This is a genomic window from Streptomyces sp. DI166 (assembly GCF_900091315.1).
Lineage (GTDB): Bacteria > Actinomycetota > Actinomycetes > Streptomycetales > Streptomycetaceae > Streptomyces > Streptomyces fuscus.
Window position 1 is genome coordinate 80,819 of sequence record NZ_FLSP01000009.1, and the last position, 18,798, is coordinate 99,616.

Genomic DNA, 18,798 nt, shown 5'->3' on the forward strand with positions numbered 1-18,798 from the left:
GCTCTCATGGACCTGCTGAACACGCTGGTGGAAAAGGGGCTGCGGCGCGAGCTGCCGACCCGCGAGGAAGCCCTGGCCGTCCTCGCGACCTCCGACGACGACCTGCTCGATGTGGTGGCCGCGGCCGGCAAGGTGCGCCGGCACTGGTTCGGCCGTCGGGTGAAACTGAACTACCTGGTCAACCTCAAGTCCGGCTTGTGCCCCGAGGACTGCTCCTACTGCTCCCAGCGGCTCGGTTCGACCGCCGGGATCCTGAAGTACACCTGGCTCAAGCCCGACGAGGCGTCCAAGGCGGCCGCCGCGGGGCTCGCGGGCGGCGCCAAGCGGGTCTGCCTGGTGGCGAGCGGGCGCGGTCCGACCGACCGTGACGTGGACCGGGTCTCGGACACCATCAAGGCGATCAAGGACCAGAACGAGGGCGTCGAGGTGTGCGCCTGCCTGGGTCTGCTCTCCGACGGGCAGGCCGAACGGCTGCGCGAGGCCGGGGCGGACGCCTACAACCACAACCTCAACACCTCCGAGGCCACCTACGGCGACATCACCACCACCCACACCTACGCCGACCGCGTGGACACCGTGCAGAAGGCGCACGCCGCCGGTCTGTCCGCCTGCTCCGGTCTGATCGCGGGCATGGGCGAGAGCGACGAGGACCTGGTCGACGTCGTCTACTCGCTGCGCGAGCTGGACCCGGACTCGGTGCCGGTCAACTTCCTGATCCCGTTCGAGGGCACGCCGCTGGCCAAGGAGTGGCACCTGACCCCGCAGCGCTGTCTGCGGATCCTGGCGATGGTGCGGTTCGTCTGCCCCGACGTGGAGGTGCGCATCGCGGGCGGGCGCGAGGTCCATCTGCGCACGATGCAGCCGCTCGCGCTGCACCTGGCGAACTCGATCTTCCTCGGTGACTACCTCACCAGTGAGGGCCAGGCGGGCAAGGCCGACCTGGAGATGATCGCCGACGCCGGGTTCGAGGTGGAGGGCGCCGACGAGGTGACGCTGCCGGAGCACCGGGCGGCCGGTGGCGGCTGCGGCGGGGAGAGCGCCTGCGGCTCCGAGGGCGGTGGTGTCTGCGGTTCCGCGCCCGCCCCCGCCTCCTCCTCCGGCGAGCAGCCCGCGCAGGTCCCGCAGTCCTCGCAGTCCTCGCAGGCCGACCCCGGTCAGGTGCGCACCGATCTGGTCTCGGTCCGCCGCCGGGGCGCCGGTACGGACCTCGCGCCCAATGCCTGAGCTGAGCGTCCCCGAGCTGCTGGACCTCGACCGGCGGCATGTGTGGCATCCCTACGGTCCGATGCCGGGCCGTCAGGAGCCGCTGGTCGTGGAGTCGGCGAGCGGGGTGCGGCTGCGGCTGGCGGACGGCTCGGGCGAGCTGGTCGACGGCATGTCGTCGTGGTGGTCGGCCATCCACGGCTACAACCACCCGGTGCTCAACGAGGCCGCGCGCGAGCAGCTCGGCCGGATGAGCCATGTGATGTTCGGCGGGCTCACCCACGAGCCCGCCGTACGCCTGGCGAAGCACCTTGTCGACATGTCGCCCGACGGTCTGGAGCATGTGTTCCTCGCCGACTCGGGCTCCGTGTCGGTCGAGGTCGCGGTGAAGATGTGCCTGCAGTACTGGCGCTCGCTGGGGCGGCCCGGCAAGCAGCGGCTGCTGACCTGGCGGGGCGGCTACCACGGGGACACCTGGCAGCCGATGTCGGTGTGCGATCCGCAGGGCGGGATGCACGAGCTGTGGACCGGGGTGCTCCAGCGCCAGGTGTTCGCGGACCCACCCCCGGTGGAGTACGAGGAGTCCTACGCCGACCATCTGCGCTCGCTGATCGAACGGCACGCCGACGAGCTGGCCGCGGTGATCGTGGAGCCGGTGGTGCAGGGCGCGGGCGGGATGCGGTTCCACTCCCCCGCGTATCTGCGGGTGCTGCGCGAGGCGTGCGACGCGCACGACGTGCTGCTGGTCTTCGACGAGATCGCGACCGGTTTCGGGCGGACGGGCGCGCTGTTCGCCGCGGAGCACGCCGCCGTGACGCCGGATGTGATGTGCCTCGGCAAGGCCCTGACCGGCGGTTACCTGACGCTCGCCGCCACCTTGTGCACCTCGCGCGTGGCCGACGGGATCTCGCGGGGCGAGGTGCCGGTGCTGGCGCACGGGCCGACGTTCATGGGCAATCCGCTGGCCGCTGCGGTGGCGTGCGCGTCGATCGAGCTGCTGCTCGGCCAGGACTGGCTCGCCGAGGTCAAGCGGATCGAGGCGGGACTGCGCGAGGGCCTGGCCCCGGCGGCAAAGCTGCCGGGCGTGCGGGAGGTACGGGTGCTCGGCGCCATCGGTGTCGTCCAGCTCGACCACTCGGTGGACATGAAGGCGGCCACCGGGGCGGCGGTGCGCGAAGGTGTGTGGCTGCGGCCGTTCCGCGATCTGATCTACACGATGCCGCCGTACGTCACGGGCAACGCGGACCTGGCACGGATCGCGAACGCCGTATGTGCGGCGGCGCGGGAGGGCTGAGATGGCGGTTCTGGTGATCACGGGCACCGGCACTGAGATCGGCAAGACGGTCACCACGGCCGCGATCGCCGCGACGGCGCTGGGCGCGGGCCGCACGGTGGCCGTCCTGAAGGCGGCCCAGACGGGCGTACGGCCCAACGAGCGCGGGGACGCCGAGGAGTGTGTGCGCCTGGCGGGCGCCGCCACGGCTGCCGAACTCGCCCGCTACCCGGAGCCGTTGGCGCCGGGCACGGCCGCGCGCCGGTCCGGGCTGCCGCCGGTGACCCCGGACCGGATCGCCGAGGCCGCCGCGAAGCTGGCCACCGAGCACGATCTGGTGCTGGTGGAAGGGGCGGGCGGGCTGCTGGTCCGCTTCGACGACAAGGGCGGCACGCTGGCGGACGCGGCGGAACTGCTGGCGGCGCCGGTCCTGGTGGTGGCGCCGGCCGGTCTCGGCACCCTGAACTCCACGGAGTTGACGGCCCGTGAACTGCGCTCCCGGCGCCTGGAGCTGCTGGGCGTGGTGATCGGCAGCTGGCCCGGGCAGCCGGACCTGGCGTCGCGGTGCAATGTGGCGGACCTGCCGGAGGTGTCCGGGGCACCGCTGCTGGGCGCGCTGCCCGAGGGGGCGGGGGCCCTGGCGCCGGCCGACTTCCGGGCCGCGGCGCCGACTTGGCTGGCGGCGGAGCTGGGCGGGCGCTGGGACGCGGCGGCGTTCCGGGAGCGGGCCGGCGTACGTCCGTAGCGGACGGCCTACAGCGGGGGTGCGCGGCGGGAGTCCGGGGGACAATCGGGGTATGGCCCGTCCTGTCCGGGAGGTTCCCATGCCGCTTCGGTCCGCCGGTACCGGGAAGGTGCCGCGGGATGCCGTGCACCACCCGCTGTTCGCCCGCTTCTACGCCCGTATGAGTGTGAACGCCGAGACCGGTCTGGGGATGGCCGGCCTGCGCGACCGGCTGCTCGCCGGGCTGTCCGGGCGGGTGATCGAGATCGGCGCGGGCAACGGTCTGAACTTCGCCCACTATCCGGGCACCGTCTCGGAGGTCGTGGCGATCGAGCCCGAGCGGGTGCTGCGCCAGCACGCCGTCGAGGCCGCCCTGCGCTCCGAGGTCCCGGTGGATGTCGTACCCGGAGCGGCCGAGGCGCTGCCGGTCAAGAGCGAGGCGTTCGACGCGGCGGTGGTGTCGCTGGTGCTGTGCAGCGTCCGGGACGTGCCGCGCGCGCTGACGGAGATCCGCCGGGTGCTGCGGCCGGGCGGCACGCTGGTGTTCCTGGAGCACGGCCGGGGCGGCGGCCCCGCGATGCACGTCACCCAGCGCGCCCTGGACCGTACGATCTGGCCCCTTCTCTTCGGCGGCTGCCACGTCGCCCGGGACCCGGTGGCGTCCATGCGGACGGCGGGCTTCGAACTCGGCCCCTACCGCCGCTTGCTGTTCCCGGAGAAGGGACCGACGCTGCCGACGTCGTACTGCGTGCTGGGGACGGCGTGGCGGCCGGACGGGGCGGACTGAGTCAGCCGCGCGTACCGGTCAGTCGCACCACTGCCGCAGCTCCCCCGCGATGTCCTCCACCGTCGCCGCTCCGCTCTTGACCAGGCGGGCCAGGTCGCGGACCTGGACCGGGGAGGTGGCGACCTTCAGGCCGCTCGCGACCAGGTAGCCGTAGGCCACGGCGGAGGCGAAGAGCGCGTTGGAGCGCTCCAGGGCCGGGACGTGGATGAGGAGTTGGAGCAGGGCGGCGGCGCGGGTGTGCGGGCTGTCGTAGACGGGGACGTCGAATATCTCGGCGTCGTGGCGGGCGACGGCGGCGATCAGGGCGCCCCAGTCGGTGACCTGCGGGTCCCCGGGGGTGTTCTGCTCGGCGAGCATCAGCAGCCAGGCGAGGTCGATCCTGAGGTTGCTCAACGGGTCAGCGACGGCCTTCGCGATCGGCGCCGAACTCCTCGGCGAAGACGGACTCGTACTGCTTCATGAAGTCGGCGGCGGACTCCACGAAGGTGTGGCCGACCTCTCCGGTGTCCTGGCGGACCAGTTCCTCGATGTAGCGGTTGACGCTCATCCCGCGCGCCAGGGCACGTTCGCGCGCCGCGCGGGCGGTGTCCTCGTCGACGCGGACGTTCAGCTGGGTCTTGGCCATACCTCGAAGCTAGCGCCGAAGTGCTAGCAGGGGCAAGGGGGTGCGGCCCGGCGGCTCATTCCTGAGGTGGAGGGCGACTCGGCCCCGAGGGGGATATCCGGTGTGGGCCTGATCACATTAGGCTCGGCCCGACAAGGAAGTCCCGATGTCCAGGAACGAGGAGGCCGCCTTGTCCGCACCAGCTTCGGTACCGGACCAGGACGACGACGCGATCGCGGCCCGGGCCCGCGGTCTGACCAAGGCGTACGGCTCGGGCGAGACCGCGGTGCTGGCACTGGACTCGGTGGACGTCGACATCGCGCGCGGGCGGTTCACGGCGGTGATGGGTCCCTCGGGGTCCGGCAAGTCCACGCTGATGCACTGCCTCGCCGGGCTCGACAACGTCTCGGCCGGACAGGTGTGGCTCGGCGACAGCGAGATCACGGGGCTGAAGGAGCGCGAGCTGACCCGGCTCAGGCGGGACCGGATCGGGTTCATGTTCCAGTCGTTCAACCTGATCCCGACCCTGAACGCGGTCGAGAACATCACCCTGCCGATGGACATCGCGGGCAAGAAGCCCGATCAGAAGTGGCTGGACCAGGTCATCGACACGCTCGGGCTGCGCGACCGGCTCAAGCACCGGCCCACCCAGCTCTCCGGCGGCCAGCAGCAGCGCGTGGCCTGCGCCCGCGCGCTCGCCTCCCGCCCGGAGCTGATCTTCGCCGACGAGCCGACCGGCAACCTGGACTCGCGCGCGGGCCTTGAGGTGCTGAGCATTCTGCGGGACGCCGTGGACCAGCTCGGGCAGACCGTCGTGATGGTCACCCACGACCCGGGCGCCGCCGCCCACTCCGACCTGGTGCTCTTCCTCGCGGACGGCCGGATCGTGGACAGGATGCCCAGTCCCACGGCGGAGGCGGTGCTGGAACGCATGAAACGGTTCGATGTGATCCGGGGCGCCGCCGACGTCCCCGAGGAGGACTGACCCGGTGCTCAAGGCGACCCTGCGCAGTTTCCTCGCCCACAAGGGGCGGCTGCTGCTCTCCGCCCTCGCGGTGCTGCTGTCGGTGGCGTTCGTCGCCGGCAGCCTGATCTTCTCGGACACCGTCAGCCGCACCTTCGACCGGCTGTTCGCCTCGACCGCGGCCGATGTCACGGTCAGCCCCAGGGAGAACCTCGACGAGGCCCTGCCCTCGGGCTTCACGCCGACGCTGCCCGCCTCGCTGGTGGACCGGGCGGCGAAGGTGGACGGCGTGGCGGACGCCCGCCTGGACGTGGAAGTGGACGGCATCACGGTCGCCGACGAGGACAACGAGTCCGTCGGCCCGACCACCGGCGCCCCCACCATCGGCATCAACTGGAACCCGACCGAGCGCAGCCCGGTCGAGCTGACCTCCGGGCACGCGCCCGAGGGTCCGGGGCAGGTGATGATCGACGCGGACACCGCCGACAGCAAGGACGTGGCGATCGGCGACACGCTCACCGTGATCGCCGCGCCGGGCTCGTTCGAGGTCGAGGTCGTCGGCATCGTCACCTTCACCACGACCAACCCCGGCGCCGCCCTGATCTTCTTCGACACGCCGACCGCCCAGACGAAGCTGCTGGGCGACGCGGACGCCGGCACCAGCATCTCGCTGGAGGCCGCCGAGGGCGTCAGCGATCCGCAGCTCAAGGAGCGGGTGGCCGCCGCGCTCGGCGCGGACCGGTACGACTTCCGCACCGCCGACGAGCAGGCCGAGGACGACCTGGACCAGCTGGGCGGCTTCCTCGACGTCATCAAGTACGTGATGCTCGGCTTCGCCGGGATCGCGGTGCTGGTCGGGGTGTTCCTGATCGTCAACACCTTCTCGATGCTGATCGCCCAGCGCACCCGTGAGCTGGGCCTGCTGCGGGCGCTCGGCGCGGACCGCCGCCAGGTGCGCCGCTCGGTGCTCACCGAGGCGCTGCTGCTGGGCCTGGTCGGCGCCACGCTGGGTCTGGCCACCGGCATCGGCCTCGCCGTCGGGCTGATCGAGCTGATGGGCCTGCTCGGCATGAACATCCGCTCCGCCGACATGGTGATCGGCTGGGCGACACCGGTGTCGGCGTACGCCGTGGGCCTCGGCGTCACCTTCATCGCGGCCTACCTCCCGGCGCGGCGCGCGGCCACGGTCTCCCCCATGGCGGCGCTGTCGGACGCGGAGATCTCCGGGATCGGCAAGCCGCTGCGCACGCGCGCGGTGGTGGGCACGGTGGTCGGGGCGCTCGGCGCGGCGGCCCTCATCGGGTGCGTCACCTCGTCGGACACGGCGACGTCGGCCTCGCTGCTCGGGCTCGGTGTGGTCCTCACGCTGATCGCGACGGTCATCGCGGGCCCGCTGCTGGTGCGGCCGGTGATCCGGGTGCTGGGCGGCGCCTTCCCGGCACTGTTCGGCTCCATCGGCCGGATGAGCCAGCGCAACGCCCTGCGCAATCCGCGCCGCACCGGGGCCACCGCGGCGGCGCTCATGGTCGGGCTGGCGCTGGTCGGCGGGATGTCGGTGGCGAGCGCCTCGATGACCAAGTCGTTCGACGAACAGATCGACAAGCAACTGGGCGCCGACTTCATCGTCCAGAACACCAACTTCGTGCCGTTCCCGCGCGAGATCACCGAGAAGATCCGCGACACCGAGGGCGTCGGCCTGGTGGTGCGCGCCCAGTTCGTGCCCCTCGCGGTCCGGCTGCCCGACGGCGAGCGCGTGGAGACGACCGCCGCGGCCTACGACCCCCGGCTCGACGAGGTCGCCAACATCACCTACGCCGAGGGCGACACGGCCGCCGCGCTGGCCGACGGCGCCATGGCCATGGACCTGGACTTCGCCCGGGACCACGGGGTGAAGGTCGGCAGCACGCTTCCCGTCGAGTTCCAGGGCGGGCGCACCGGCGAGCTGACCGTCGGGGCGCTCACCGACCAGGAGTCCGCCAACAGCTTCGCCGCCCAGGGCGGCATGTACTTCGGCCTGGACACCCTGGAGCGGTACGCGCCCGGCGGCCAGGACGCCGTGGTTTACGTCAACGCGGCCTCCGGCGTCAGCGACGACGACCTGCGCGCCAACCTGGAGGAGACCCTCGACCCGTATCCGCAGGTGCAGGTCCGGGACCTCGCGGACTACAAGCAGCTGGTGCGGGACCAGATCGCGGTGCTGCTGTACCTGGTGTACGCGCTGCTGGGCCTGGCGATCGTCATCGCGGTGCTCGGCGTCGTCAACACCCTCGCCCTGTCGGTCGTGGAGCGGACCCGGGAGATCGGGCTGCTGCGGGCGATCGGGCTGTCCCGGGTGCAGCTGCGCCGGATGATCCGCCTGGAGTCGGTGGTGATCGCCGTGTTCGGCGCGGTGCTGGGGCTGGCGCTCGGCCTGGTGTGGGGCGTGTGCACCCAGCAGGTGCTGGCCCTGCAGGGCATGACGGCGCTGGCGATCCCGTGGGGCACCATCGTCGCGGTGGTGATCGGCTCCGCGGTCGTCGGCATCGTCGCGGCCCTGCTCCCCGCGCTGCGCGCGTCCCGGATGAACGTGCTGGAGGCCATCGCGCACGAGTGATGGTCCGGATGCCGGAATTCCGGGTGCCCGCCTCCGCCCGCGTGGTGTGATCGCCTCATGACCGAACTGCGGATACGGGCCGCGGGCCCGGAGGATCTCGACACCGTGCTTGCCTTCTGGAAGACCGCCGCCGAGGGCACCAGCATCAGCGACGACCGGGACGGTGTGGAGCGGCTGGTCGCCCGCGACCCCGAGGCGCTGATCCTGGCCGAGCGGAACGGCGAACTGGTCGGCACGGTGATCGCGGGCTTCGACGGCTGGCGCTGCCATCTGTACCGGCTCGCGGTTCACCCCGACCACCGCCGCCGGGGCATCGGCACCGCCCTGCTCGCCGCCGCCGAGGAGCGCTTCACCGCGCTCGGCGGACGGCGCGGCGACGCGATGGTGCTGCGGGACAACGAGCGGGCCCACCACGCGTGGCGGGCGGCCGGTTACGGGCCGCAGGAACAGTGGGTGCGCTGGGTGAAGCCCCTCACGGACTGACCGCTTTTGCTCGTCCTTTACTCTTGGAGGACCACTTCCGGTCCTTCAACGAAAGGTGTGTGAGCGTCCGCCCATGGGCGAGCCTCCCAGTCCGCGACATCGCGCGCTCTTTGCCACCCTGTCCGACCATGGGACGGAGGTGACCCGATGACCGAAGTGCTCCTCCTGCTGGTGGCGATCCTTCTGTCACTCGCCTGCGGTGCCTTCGTCGCGGCCGAGTTCTCCCTCACCACGGTCGAGCGCGGCGAGCTCGAAGCAGCCGCCGAACGCGGCGAGCGGGGCGCCGCCGGCGCCCTGAAAGCCGTACGGAATCTGACCTTCCAGCTCTCCGGGGCGCAGCTCGGCATCACGGTCACCAACCTGGTGGTCGGCATGCTCGCGGAGCCGTCCATCGCGGCGCTGCTGTCCGGACCGCTGGAGTCGCTCGGCATATCGGCGTCCACGGCCAGTTCCGTCGCCCTGGTCATCGGTACCGCGCTGTCCACAGTGGTGCTGATGGTCGTCGGCGAGCTGGTGCCGAAGAACTGGGCGATCTCCTCGCCCCTCCCGGTCGCCAAGCGGGTCGGCAACGCGCAGCGCTGGTTCAGCGCCGCCTTCCGGCCGTTCATCACGCACCTGAACAACACCGCCAACCGCATCGTCACCCGCTTCGGCGTGGAGCCCGCCGAGGAACTCGCCTCCGCGCGGGGGCCGCAGGAACTGGCGGCGCTCGCCCGGCACTCCGCCAAGGAGGGCGCCCTGGAGGCGGACACGGCCGAGCTGTTCGTACGGACCCTGAACCTCGCCGACCTCACCGCGGAGAACGTGATGACCCCGCGCGTGCAGGTGATGGCCCTGGAAGCGACGGCGACCTGCGAGGACGTGGCCAACGCCACGCGCGCGACCGGACTGTCCCGGTTCCCCGTCTACCGCGGCAACCTCGACACGGTCGTGGGCACCGCGCACATCAAGGACATCCTCGCCGTCCCCGCCGAGCGCCGGGCCCGGGTCCCGGTCTCGGATCTGATGCGCGAGCCGCTGCTGGTGCCCGAGACCCTCACCGTCGACCGGCTGCTGGACCGGCTCTCCGGCAAGCGCACCATGGCCGTCGTCATCGACGAGTACGGCGGCACCGCGGGCGTGGCCACGCTGGAGGACATCGTCGAGGAGGTCGTCGGCGAGGTCCGTGACGAGCACGATCCGCACGAGACGCCCGACATCGCCCCGGCCGGCAGCGACGACGAGGGCCGCGCCCTGTACTCCGCCGACGGCTCGGCCCGCACCGACCAGCTCGCCCGCGTGGGCCTGCGGGCACCGGAGGGGCCGTACGAGACGCTCGCCGGACTGGTGGCGACCGAGCTGGGCCGGATCCCCCAGGAGGGCGACCACGTGCGGGTGGCCGGGTGGCGGCTGGATGTCACGGACGCCTCGGGCCACCGCGCCGCGCGGGTGCTGATGCACGCGCCGCTGGAAGCCGAGATCGACGACAAGGAGGAGACGCTGTGACCGCGGTCCAGTTGCTGATCGGTCTGGCGACCCTCGTCGTCAACGCCTTCTTCGTCGGCGCGGAGTTCGCGCTGATCTCGGTACGCCGCAGCCAGATCGAGCCGTACGCCGAACAGGGCGACCGGCGCGCCAGGATGGTGCTGTGGGGCCTGGAGCACGTCTCCGCGCTGCTGGCCGCGGCCCAGCTCGGCATCACCCTGTGCACCCTGGTCCTGGGTGTGGTCGCCGAGCCCGCCATCGCGCATCTGCTGGAGCCGGTGTTCCACGCGGTGGGCGTGCCGCAGGGCGCGGGCCACGTGGTCTCGTTCGTGATCGCGCTGTCGCTGGCGACGTATCTGCACATGCTGCTCGGCGAGATGGTGCCGAAGAACATCGCGCTGGCCGAGCCGGTGCGCAGCGCCCTGCTGCTGGGGCCGCCGCTGGTGACGCTGTCGCGGGCGCTGCGCCCGGTGATCTTCGCGATCAACGCCTTCGCCAACACCCTGCTGCGGCTGCTGCGCGTGGAGACCAAGGACGAGGTCAGCGCGACCTTCTCGGACGACGAGCTGGCCCGGCTGGTGCGGGACTCCGGCGAGGCGGGGCTGATCGACGAGCGTGCCCGGGAGCGGCTGCACGACGCCCTGGAGCTGGGCCGCCGGCCGGTGCGTGACGTGGTGCTCCCGCTGGAGCGGGTCGTCTACGCGCGCGTGGGCGTCACTCCGGAGGAGCTGGAGGCGCTGTCCGCCGAGTCCGGGTTCTCCCGGTTCCCGGTCGTCGACGAGGGCCGCCGGATCGTGGGCTACCTCCATGTGAAGGACGCGCTGGACGCCTCGCCGCGGGACCTGCCGTTCCGGGTGCCGGACATGCGGCCCATCGCCCGGGTACGGGAGAGCACACCGCTGGACGACGTGCTCACCGCGATGCGGGGCAGCCGTACCCACCTGGCCGCCGTGCTCGGCGCCGACGGGCGGCTCTCGGGCCTGGTGACCATGGAGGACGTGCTGCGGGAGCTGTTCGGGCAGCGCGCCTGAGCGGGGTCTCCCGGGGGACCGACCGAGCGGTATGCGCCTCGGGATACCATATGCCTCGCCATGGAGACGAACCCCTCACACACCAGCCTGGTCGCCGTCGGCGACTCCTTCACCGAAGGCATGTCGGACCTGCTCCCGGACGGTTCCTACCGGGGGTGGGCCGACCTGCTCGCCGCACGGATGGCGGCCCGCAACCCGGGCTTCCGCTACGCCAACCTCGCGGTGCGCGGGAAGCTCATCGGGCAGATCGTCGAGGAGCAGGTCGAGGTGGCGGCGGCCATGCAGGCCGACGTGGTCACGCTGGTCGGCGGCCTCAACGACACCCTGCGACCCAAGTGCGACATGGGGCGGGTGCGGGGGTTGCTGGAGGAGGCCGTGGAACGCCTCGCCCCCTCCTGCAAGCAGCTCGTCCTGATGCGCAGCCCCGGCCGCCAGGGCCCGGTCCTGGAACGCTTCCGCCCGCGCATGGAGCAGCTCTTCGCCTGCGTGGACGAGCTCGCCTCGCGGCACGGCGCCCTGGTCGTCGATCTCTACGGCGCCCCCTCCCTCGCCGACCCGCGCATGTGGGACGTGGACCGACTGCACCTGACCGCCGAGGGCCACCGCCGGGTCGCCGAGGCCGTCTGGCAGACGCTGGGCTACGAACCGGAGGACCCGGAGTGGCGCACCCCGCTGCCGCCCTCACTCCCGCCGGGCTGGCTCAACCGCCGCGCCGAGGACATCCGCTTCGCCCACCGCCACCTCCTCCCCTGGATAGCCCGCCGCCTCACGGGCCGCTCCTCCGGCGACGGCCTACCGGCCAAGCGCCCGGAACTACTGCCGTACGAGACGGGGTGAGCCGGGGGGCGTGGGCACCGCCGCCCCACCCGCCTCTGCGCGCGACGACTGCCGCCGAGTGACCGGAGCCGCTGCCGTACGCGTTGCGGCGAGGCGGGGACGTGGGCACCGCCACCACACGCACCGCCCGCGCGGCAACGCCTGCCGAGCGGGCGGAGCCGCCGAGCTGCCAGGCGCGACGAGGCCGGGGGGCACAGCCACCGCCACCCCACCCGCCACCCACGCCGCAACCGCCTGCCGAGCGGGCGGAGCCGCCGAGCTGCCAGGCGCAGTGAGACCAGGTGACACAGCCACCGCCACCCCACCCGCCACCCACGCCGCAACCGCCTGCCAAGCGGCCCAAGCCGCCGAGCCGCCGAGCTGCGAGGCGCAGTGAGCCGGGTGGCCCAGGCCCCGCCGAACCCGGCCGTCGGCGGACGCGGATACGCGGCCGGAGTCCCAAGGCCCACGCCCCTCCCGCTCTCCGGGCCACCGCCGCCTCACCGGCCGTCCTGCGGTGACTGCCTGCCTCAGGGGCAGTGAGCCGGGCGGCATAAGCGCCGCCGGACCCGGCTGTCGGCAGACGCGAATGCGCGCCGGGGGACCCACGCAGGCCCACGCCCCGTCCGCTCGCTGGGCCCGCGGCGCCGTCTCACCGGCGTCTCACATCCCGCTGGTGCAGCGGTCCGGCGAGGGCGCGGTCGGGGCCGCCATCGGCGCAGCCCGGCATCCGTTGCCCTGCGAGCCACCGTGACCTGGGTCTCGTAGTATCCGCCGAACGGGGTCGTGGCGCTGGCCTGCACGAACCGCCAGTAGAATCTGGACACGTGACTTCTGCGCCCGCCAAGCCCCGCATCCCGAACGTCCTCGCCGGACGCTACGCCTCCACCGAGCTGGCCACGCTCTGGTCGCCCGAGCAGAAGGTGAAGCTGGAGCGTCAGCTCTGGCTCGCCGTGCTGCGGGCCCAGAAGGACCTCGGGATCGAGGTGCCGGACCAGGCGCTCGCCGACTACGAGCGCGTCCTGGACACCGTCGACCTGGCCTCCATCGCCGAGCGCGAGAAGGTCACCCGGCACGACGTGAAGGCGCGGATCGAGGAGTTCAACGACCTCGCCGGGCACGAGCACGTGCACAAGGGCATGACCTCCCGCGACCTCACCGAGAACGTCGAGCAGCTGCAGATCCGGCTCTCGCTGGAGCTGATGCGCGACCGCACCGTGGCCGTGCTGGCGCGGCTCGGCAAGCTCGCCGGTGAGTACGGCGAGCTGGTCATGGCCGGCCGCTCCCACAACGTGGCCGCGCAGGCCACCACCCTCGGCAAGCGCTTCGCGACCGCCGCCGACGAGCTGCTCGTCGCCCACGGCCGCGTCGAGGAGCTGCTCGGCCGCTACCCGCTGCGCGGCATCAAGGGCCCGGTCGGCACCGCGCAGGACATGCTCGACCTGCTCAGCGGCGACGCCGGCAAGCTCGCGGAGCTGGAGGACCGGATCGCCGGTCACCTCGGCTTCTCGCAGGCCTTCACCTCGGTCGGCCAGGTCTACCCGCGTTCCCTGGACTACGAGGTCGTCACCGCGCTGGTGCAGCTGGCCGCGGCGCCGTCCTCGCTGGCCAAGACGATCCGCCTGATGGCCGGGCACGAGCTGGTCACCGAGGGCTTCAAGCCCGGCCAGGTCGGCTCCTCTGCGATGCCGCACAAGATGAACACCCGCTCCTGCGAGCGCGTCAACGGCCTGATGGTCATCCTGCGCGGCTACGCCTCGATGACCGGCGAGCTGGCGGGCGACCAGTGGAACGAGGGCGACGTGTCCTGCTCGGTGGTCCGCCGGGTGGCCCTGCCGGACGCCTTCTTCGCGCTGGACGGCCTGCTGGAGACCTTCCTGACCGTGCTCGACGAGTTCGGCGCGTTCCCGGCGGTCGTGGCCCGTGAGCTGGACCGGTACCTGCCCTTCCTCGCCACCACCAAGGTGCTGATGGGCGCGGTGCGCGCGGGCGTCGGCCGGGAGGTCGCGCACGAGGCGATCAAGGAGAACGCGGTCGCCTGCGCCCTCGCCATGCGCGAGCAGGGCGCCGAGCGCAACGAGCTGCTGGACAAGCTGGCGGCCGACGAGCGGCTCCCGCTGGACCGCGCGCAGCTCGACGCGCTGATGGCCGACAAGCTGTCCTTCACGGGCGCCGCCGCCGACCAGGTGGCCACCGTCGTCGGCCGGATCGAGGAGATCGTGAAGCAGCGTCCGGAGGCCGCCGGCTACACGCCGGGAGCGATCCTCTGACGCGGTTCACCGCCGCGGAGTTGGAGGCCGCCCGCGACCGTCTCGTACCGGACGTCGTCGCGGACGGCCTCCGCGTGCTGTTCTGCGGCATCAACCCCGGTCTGATGACCGCGGCGACGGGGCACCACTTCGCCCGCCCCGGGAACCGGTTCTGGCCGGTGCTGCATCTGTCCGGTTTCACCCCGAGGCAGCTGAAGCCTTCGGAGCAGGCCGAGTTGCTGTCGTACGGGCTCGGCATCACGAATGTGGTGGCGCGGGCGACGGCGCGGGCCGACGAGCTGAGCACCGAGGAGTACCGCGAGGGCGGGCGGCTGCTGGTCGCGAAGGTCTCCGCGCTGCGCCCCAAGTGGCTGGCGGTGGTGGGGGTGACCGCCTACCGGGCAGCCTTCGGGGACCGCAAGGCCCAGGTGGGGCCGCAGGAGCGGGCGATCGGGGAGACCCGGGTGTGGGTGCTGCCCAATCCGAGCGGGCTGAACGCGCACTGGACGGCGGCCACGATGGCGGAGGAGTACGCGCGGCTGCGGGTCACGGCGGGTCCTCCGGGGTGACGACCACGTACACCTGCGGCAGTTCGTCGGTGTCCCCGTCGATGACCGTGAGGGTGATCCACCGGTCCTCGACCTCCCAGGTGCGCAGCTCCGTGGCCCAGGTGCTGAGCATCGCCCACGGCTCGGGTATGTGCTCGCCCCGCGCGGCGCGTTCGACGAGGGTGGTGGTGCCCCACCGCGAGGGTTCTCCCCAGCGCTCGGTCAACCGCTCGGCCACCGCCTCCTCGTAGGCGTAGCAGTCCTCGGCGCGCGGCCAGGCGCGCAGCCCTAAGACCGCCCGGTGGTAGGCGTCCGCGCCGGGCTCCGCCGGGACCACCCGGGTGCGGAGCCCGTCGATCAGGGCGAGGTCCTTCGCGATGTCCATGTGATCCAGTAAACCGGTCACCACTGACAATTGGCGGGGTGTCAGCCGGGCCCCGGTTCAGGCGTCCCGCCGCCGTACGCTCCACGCCCCGGCCGCCAGCGCCGCCACCGTCCACAGCGCGCACACCCCGAGACCGGTCCAGGGGCCGAGCGTTCCGTCGTACGTCTCGTAGAGGGCCACCTGACCTGCCTTGTCGGGCAGGAAGTCGGTGACACCGCGCGCGTCGCCGATGACGAAGGAGACCACCAGCACGAACGGGATCAGCAGGGAGAGCGTGGCCACGCCGCTGCGCAGCAGCGCGGTGAGTCCGGCCGCGAACAGGGTCATCAGCGTGAGGTAGAGCGCGGCGCCCAGGACGCCGCGGAGCTGTTCGGAGGCGGTCAGTCCGCTCGCCGCGTCGCCGAGCCCGGCGCGGCCCACGGCGAAGGCGGTCAGGGCCGTCACCAGGGCGATGAGCAGGGCCGGTACGGCGATCGCCGTCACCTTGGCGGCGAACCACTGTCCGCGGCGCGGCACCGCGGACAGCGACAGCCGCAGGGCGCCCCCGTGGTACTCGGCGGACACGGCCAGCGCGCCGAAGGTGATCGCCGCGATCTGGCCGGGCAGTACGCCGGAGAGGGCCGTGAACAGCGGGTCCGTGTCCGCCTCGGGGGTCTCGGCGCCGGCGAGGGCGGAGAAGGCGGTGGTGGCGGCGAAGAGGGCGAGCAGCGTCCCGTAGAGGGAGCGCAGGGTGCGGATCTTCAGCCACTCGGCGTGGAGGGCGGGGGCGAACGCCATGTCAGGCCTCCTGCGGCTGCGGCGCGGTCGGGTGGGCGGTGAACTCGGTCTCGTCGGCGGTCAGATCGAGGTAGGCCTGCTCCAGCGTGGCCTCCTCGGCGGCCAGTTCGAGGACGGTGACGCCTGCGGTGGACAGCAGCCGCCCGATGTCCTCCACGCGTGCGTGGGGCACGCTCCAGTGGCCCTCGGGCTCCCGTACGGCGGTGTGGCCGTGCTCGGCGAGCAGGGCGCCGAGGTCGTGGGAGTCGCCGGTGCGGACGCGGACGCGGGGCTGCACGCGCGCGTGGATGAACTCCCGCATCGGGGTGTCGGCGAGGAGCCGGCCCCGGCCGAGGACCACGAGGTGGTCGGCGAAGGAGGCGGTCTCGTTCATGAGGTGGCTGGAGACCAGTACCGTGCGCCCTTTCCCGGCGAGCCCGCGCAGCAACTGCCGGATCCAGATGATGCCCTCGGGGTCGAGGCCGTTGGAGGGCTCGTCCAGCATGACGACCTCGGGGTCGCCGAGCAGCGCGGCGGCGATGCCGAGCCGCTGCCGCATGCCCAGGGAGTACGTTTTCACGCGGCGCCGGGCGACCGAGGTGAGCCCGGTCTTTGCCAGCACCTCCTCCACGCGGTCGTCCGGGATGCGGTGGGTGGCGGCGAGGACGCGCAGGTGGTCGCGGCCAGTACGGGAGCCGTGCGCGGCCTGGGCGTCGAGCAGGGCGCCCACGCGCCGCAGCGGGTCGCGGAGTTCGGCGTAGGGGCGGCCGCCGATGGTGGCGGTGCCGGAGGTCGGCCGGTCCAGGCCGAGGACGAGCCGCATGGTGGTGGACTTCCCGGCGCCGTTGGGGCCGAGGAAGCCGGTGACACGGCCGGGGAGCACGGAGAAGGTGAGCCGGTCCACGGCCCGGCGGGTGCCGTACTCCTTGGTAAGGGCTTGGACTTCGATGCTGGTCATGGCATCAGCGTCGCCGTGGGCGGGGTGCCGGCACCTCCCCCGCGCGGGGAGATCGTCTCCCCCGCGCGGGGGAGGTCCGCTGTCGGTGGCGGCTGGCACGATGGCGCGATGGGCCGCCTCCTGAGCCCCCTGCTGCGGGGCACGACGTACACCCGCGTGCTGCATCTGTGGGTGCCCATGCTGATCCTCAGCGTGTGGATGTTCATCGACCAGGCCACGCCGTGGGTGCCCGCGCTGGTGCTGCTCCCGGTCGGTCTGATCCCGGCCGTGCGCACGGGCGAGGGCGTGCAGGCGCGGCTGATGCTGATGCCTGCCGACCAGGAGTCGGTCGTCTCGGTGCACCGTGCCGACACCTGGCGGGACCGGCTGCGCACCGTGCTGTGGCTGGAAACGCGGATGGTGCTCGGCGCGGTGACGGCGGCCGCCACGGTCTGGCTGCTGATGCTCGTCTTCGAGCTGGGACGGCTCGCGCTGGGCGGCAGCCCCCTCGACACCCCGTTCCTGGGAGACCTGCGACCGCACTGGGTCTACGCCCTGCTGACGCCGCTTCCGCTCGTCGTGCTGTACGGCGCCCTGGTCGGCCTGGGTGAGCTGGTCACCGCCGCCGCCCGCCGCCTGCTCGGCCCGTCCGCCGCCGAGCGCCTGGCTGCCCTGGAGGAGCGCACCGAGCAGCTGTTGGAGCGCAACCGGATCGCGCGGGAACTGCACGACTCCATCGGGCACGCGCTGACGGTCGCCGTCGTGCAGGCCGGTGCCGCGCGCGCGGCGGGTGATCCGGCCTTCACCGACCGGGCGCTGGAGGCCATCGGGGAGACCGGGCGGGCCGCGCTGGAGGATCTGGAGCGGGTGCTCGCCGTCCTGCGGGAGGCGGACCGGCCGGTGAGCGGCAGGCCCACGCTGGTGGACGCCGACCGGCTGCTGGAGTCCGCGCGGGCCGCCGGGGCGAAGGTCGAGGTGGAGTTCGCCGGGCCCTTGGACACCGTTCCCGGGCCGGTCTCGCGGGAGGGGTACCGCATCCTCCAGGAGGCGCTGACCAATGTGCTGCGGCACGCGGGCCCGGTCCCGGCCTCCGTGCGTCTGGATGTCAGCGGCGCCTCCCTGGTGCTGGAGGTGCGCAACCCGCTGCCTGCCGACTCCGGCGCGGCGCCCGGCCGCGGCAGTGGACTGCGCGGGATACGCGAGCGCGCGGCGCTGCTCGGCGGGCGTGCGCTCACCGGGCCCGCCGACGGTGACTGGCAGGTGCGTGCGGAGCTGCCGATGCGCTGATCTACGCTGGCCGGATGCCGGTCACCGTTCTCCTCGTCGACGACGAACCGCTCGTACGCGCGGGCCTGCGGGCCGTGTTGGACGCGCAGCCGGACATCGAGGTCGTGGGCGAGGCCGCCGACGGGGCGGCGGTGATCCCGCTGGTGCGGAGCCTGCGGCCGGACGTCGTCGCCATGGACGTACGGATGCCGCTGTTGGACGGGATCGAGGCCACCCGCGCGGTGCTGCGGTCGGTCGACGAGCCGCCGAAGATCCTCGTCGTGACGACCTTCGAGAACGACGAGTACGTGTACGAGGCGCTGCGCGCCGGGGCGGACGGCTTCCTGCTCAAGCGCGCCCGGCCCGCGGAGATCGTGCACGCCGTCCGGCTGGTCGCCGAGGGCGAGTCACTGCTGTTCCCGGCCTCCGTACGGCAGCTCGCCGCCGAGCACGGGGAGAACGGCGGGAATCCGGCGGCCCGCGCGGCGCTGGAACGGGCGCAGCTCACCGAGCGCGAGGCGGAGGTGCTGCGGCTGATGACACGCGGGCTGTCCAACGCCGAGATCGCCGCCCGGCTGGTGGTGGGCACGGAGACGGTGAAGTCGCATGTGAGCGCCATACTGGCGAAGTTGGGCGCGCGGGACCGCACGCAGGCCGTGATCGCCGCGTACGAGTCGGGGTTCGTGGCACCGGGGTGACCGGCGAGGCGCCGAAC

At 72.7% G+C, this 18,798-nt stretch carries 19 protein-coding genes; 14 read left to right on the top strand and 5 right to left on the bottom strand.

Annotation, left to right across the window (positions count from 1 at the left end; translation table 11 throughout):
* Nucleotides 1-6: 6 nt before the first annotated feature.
* From bioB to GA0115233_RS07090, 4 genes are all read left to right on the top strand, one after another.
* On the top strand, nt 7-1,224 hold the full coding sequence (gene bioB, locus GA0115233_RS07075; RefSeq protein ID WP_093719226.1) for a biotin synthase BioB: 1,218 nt from the start codon (nt 7-9) through the stop codon (nt 1,222-1,224).
* Nucleotides 1,217-2,497 carry an adenosylmethionine--8-amino-7-oxononanoate transaminase gene (locus GA0115233_RS07080; protein WP_093719227.1) on the top strand — a complete coding sequence of 427 codons (1,281 nt, stop codon included), beginning with the start codon at nt 1,217-1,219 and terminating at the stop codon, nt 2,495-2,497. Before bioB ends, GA0115233_RS07080 begins: the two co-directional genes overlap by 8 nt.
* A 1-nt stretch (nt 2,498) precedes the next feature.
* Nucleotides 2,499-3,221, top strand: a complete 723-nt coding sequence (gene bioD / locus GA0115233_RS07085) for a dethiobiotin synthase (RefSeq protein ID WP_093719228.1) — start codon at nt 2,499-2,501, stop codon at nt 3,219-3,221.
* Between the two features lie 79 nt (nt 3,222-3,300).
* Nucleotides 3,301-3,987 (top strand): class I SAM-dependent methyltransferase, encoded by a 687-nt coding sequence (locus tag GA0115233_RS07090; RefSeq protein WP_093719229.1) that lies wholly within the window; start codon nt 3,301-3,303, stop codon nt 3,985-3,987.
* A gap of 18 nt (nt 3,988-4,005) precedes the next feature.
* On the opposite strand, the gene GA0115233_RS07095 is transcribed toward GA0115233_RS07090, so the two are convergent.
* Together GA0115233_RS07095 and GA0115233_RS07100 are read right to left on the bottom strand one after the other, a co-directional pair.
* Nucleotides 4,006-4,380, bottom strand: coding sequence for a fic family toxin-antitoxin system, toxin component (locus GA0115233_RS07095; protein ID WP_093719230.1), 375 nt, complete (start codon nt 4,378-4,380; stop codon nt 4,006-4,008).
* A gap of 4 nt (nt 4,381-4,384) precedes the next feature.
* Nucleotides 4,385-4,612 carry an antitoxin gene (locus tag GA0115233_RS07100; RefSeq protein WP_093719231.1) on the bottom strand — a complete coding sequence of 76 codons (228 nt, stop codon included), beginning with the start codon at nt 4,610-4,612 and terminating at the stop codon, nt 4,385-4,387.
* Between the two features lie 145 nt (nt 4,613-4,757).
* Between GA0115233_RS07100 and GA0115233_RS07105 the strand changes: the two genes are divergently transcribed.
* The 8 genes from GA0115233_RS07105 to mug all read left to right on the top strand — a co-directional run bounded on the left by GA0115233_RS07105 (nt 4,758) and on the right by mug (nt 14,760).
* Nucleotides 4,758-5,576 carry an ABC transporter ATP-binding protein gene (locus GA0115233_RS07105; RefSeq protein ID WP_255310076.1) on the top strand — a complete coding sequence of 273 codons (819 nt, stop codon included), beginning with the start codon at nt 4,758-4,760 and terminating at the stop codon, nt 5,574-5,576.
* Between the two features lie 4 nt (nt 5,577-5,580).
* Nucleotides 5,581-8,148 carry an ABC transporter permease gene (locus GA0115233_RS07110; protein ID WP_093719232.1) on the top strand — a complete coding sequence of 856 codons (2,568 nt, stop codon included), beginning with the start codon at nt 5,581-5,583 and terminating at the stop codon, nt 8,146-8,148.
* 57 nt (nt 8,149-8,205) lie between these two features.
* Entirely contained in the window at nt 8,206-8,631 is a 426-nt protein-coding gene (locus GA0115233_RS07115) for a GNAT family N-acetyltransferase (RefSeq protein ID WP_093719233.1), read from the top strand.
* Between the two features lie 147 nt (nt 8,632-8,778).
* Nucleotides 8,779-10,116, top strand: coding sequence for a hemolysin family protein (locus tag GA0115233_RS07120; protein WP_093719234.1), 1,338 nt, complete (start codon nt 8,779-8,781; stop codon nt 10,114-10,116).
* Nucleotides 10,113-11,126, top strand: coding sequence for a hemolysin family protein (locus GA0115233_RS07125; RefSeq protein WP_093719235.1), 1,014 nt, complete (start codon nt 10,113-10,115; stop codon nt 11,124-11,126). The genes GA0115233_RS07120 and GA0115233_RS07125 overlap by 4 nt, the downstream gene beginning before the upstream one ends.
* A 60-nt stretch (nt 11,127-11,186) precedes the next feature.
* Complete coding sequence (locus tag GA0115233_RS07130) at nt 11,187-11,963, top strand: SGNH/GDSL hydrolase family protein (RefSeq protein WP_093719236.1); 777 nt, start codon at nt 11,187-11,189, stop codon at nt 11,961-11,963.
* Between the two features lie 806 nt (nt 11,964-12,769).
* Complete coding sequence (purB, locus tag GA0115233_RS07135; RefSeq protein ID WP_093719237.1) at nt 12,770-14,212, top strand: adenylosuccinate lyase; 1,443 nt, start codon at nt 12,770-12,772, stop codon at nt 14,210-14,212.
* Entirely contained in the window at nt 14,209-14,760 is a 552-nt protein-coding gene (mug, locus tag GA0115233_RS07140; RefSeq protein WP_093719238.1) for a G/U mismatch-specific DNA glycosylase, read from the top strand. Before purB ends, mug begins: the two co-directional genes overlap by 4 nt.
* On the opposite strand, the gene GA0115233_RS07145 is transcribed toward mug, so the two are convergent.
* Genes GA0115233_RS07145 through GA0115233_RS07155 form a run of 3 tightly spaced genes read right to left on the bottom strand, consistent with a single transcriptional unit; the run spans nt 14,738 to nt 16,838 of the window.
* Nucleotides 14,738-15,124, bottom strand: a complete 387-nt coding sequence (locus GA0115233_RS07145) for a hypothetical protein (RefSeq protein WP_093719239.1) — start codon at nt 15,122-15,124, stop codon at nt 14,738-14,740. The two genes, mug and GA0115233_RS07145, sit on opposite strands and share 23 nt — an antisense overlap.
* Nucleotides 15,125-15,181: 57 nt before the next feature.
* On the bottom strand, nt 15,182-15,901 hold the full coding sequence (locus GA0115233_RS07150) for an ABC transporter permease (protein ID WP_093719240.1): 720 nt from the start codon (nt 15,899-15,901) through the stop codon (nt 15,182-15,184).
* 1 nt (nt 15,902) lies between these two features.
* Complete coding sequence (locus GA0115233_RS07155) at nt 15,903-16,838, bottom strand: ABC transporter ATP-binding protein (RefSeq protein ID WP_093719241.1); 936 nt, start codon at nt 16,836-16,838, stop codon at nt 15,903-15,905.
* A gap of 108 nt (nt 16,839-16,946) precedes the next feature.
* On the opposite strand from GA0115233_RS07155, the gene GA0115233_RS07160 reads away from it, so the two are divergent.
* Both GA0115233_RS07160 and GA0115233_RS07165 read left to right on the top strand, forming a co-directional pair.
* The gene (locus GA0115233_RS07160) at nt 16,947-18,104 is read left to right on the top strand and encodes a sensor histidine kinase (RefSeq protein WP_093719242.1); all 1,158 of its coding nucleotides are present in this window, start codon (nt 16,947-16,949) and stop codon (nt 18,102-18,104) included.
* A gap of 14 nt (nt 18,105-18,118) precedes the next feature.
* Complete coding sequence (locus tag GA0115233_RS07165; RefSeq protein ID WP_093719243.1) at nt 18,119-18,781, top strand: response regulator transcription factor; 663 nt, start codon at nt 18,119-18,121, stop codon at nt 18,779-18,781.
* Nucleotides 18,782-18,798: the final 17 nt, after the last annotated feature.

Excerpts from the sequence above, each read along its gene's own strand:
- GA0115233_RS07165 (WP_093719243.1), top strand. The coding sequence starts at position 18,119 with ATGCCGGTCACCGTTCTCCTCGTCGACGACGAACCGCTCGTACGCGCG.
- bioB (WP_093719226.1), top strand. The coding sequence starts at position 7 with ATGGACCTGCTGAACACGCTGGTGGAAAAGGGGCTGCGGCGCGAGCTG.
- GA0115233_RS07155 (WP_093719241.1), bottom strand. The coding sequence starts at position 16,838 with ATGACCAGCATCGAAGTCCAAGCCCTTACCAAGGAGTACGGCACCCGC.
- GA0115233_RS07120 (WP_093719234.1), top strand. The coding sequence starts at position 8,779 with ATGACCGAAGTGCTCCTCCTGCTGGTGGCGATCCTTCTGTCACTCGCC.
- GA0115233_RS07105 (WP_255310076.1), top strand. The coding sequence starts at position 4,758 with ATGTCCAGGAACGAGGAGGCCGCCTTGTCCGCACCAGCTTCGGTACCG.
- GA0115233_RS07160 (WP_093719242.1), top strand. The coding sequence starts at position 16,947 with ATGGGCCGCCTCCTGAGCCCCCTGCTGCGGGGCACGACGTACACCCGC.
- GA0115233_RS07080 (WP_093719227.1), top strand. The coding sequence starts at position 1,217 with ATGCCTGAGCTGAGCGTCCCCGAGCTGCTGGACCTCGACCGGCGGCAT.
- GA0115233_RS07090 (WP_093719229.1), top strand. The coding sequence starts at position 3,301 with ATGCCGCTTCGGTCCGCCGGTACCGGGAAGGTGCCGCGGGATGCCGTG.
- GA0115233_RS07150 (WP_093719240.1), bottom strand. The coding sequence starts at position 15,901 with ATGGCGTTCGCCCCCGCCCTCCACGCCGAGTGGCTGAAGATCCGCACC.
- bioD (WP_093719228.1), top strand. The coding sequence starts at position 2,499 with ATGGCGGTTCTGGTGATCACGGGCACCGGCACTGAGATCGGCAAGACG.
- GA0115233_RS07115 (WP_093719233.1), top strand. The coding sequence starts at position 8,206 with ATGACCGAACTGCGGATACGGGCCGCGGGCCCGGAGGATCTCGACACC.
- GA0115233_RS07130 (WP_093719236.1), top strand. The coding sequence starts at position 11,187 with ATGGAGACGAACCCCTCACACACCAGCCTGGTCGCCGTCGGCGACTCC.
- GA0115233_RS07145 (WP_093719239.1), bottom strand. The coding sequence starts at position 15,124 with ATGGACATCGCGAAGGACCTCGCCCTGATCGACGGGCTCCGCACCCGG.
- GA0115233_RS07100 (WP_093719231.1), bottom strand. The coding sequence starts at position 4,612 with ATGGCCAAGACCCAGCTGAACGTCCGCGTCGACGAGGACACCGCCCGC.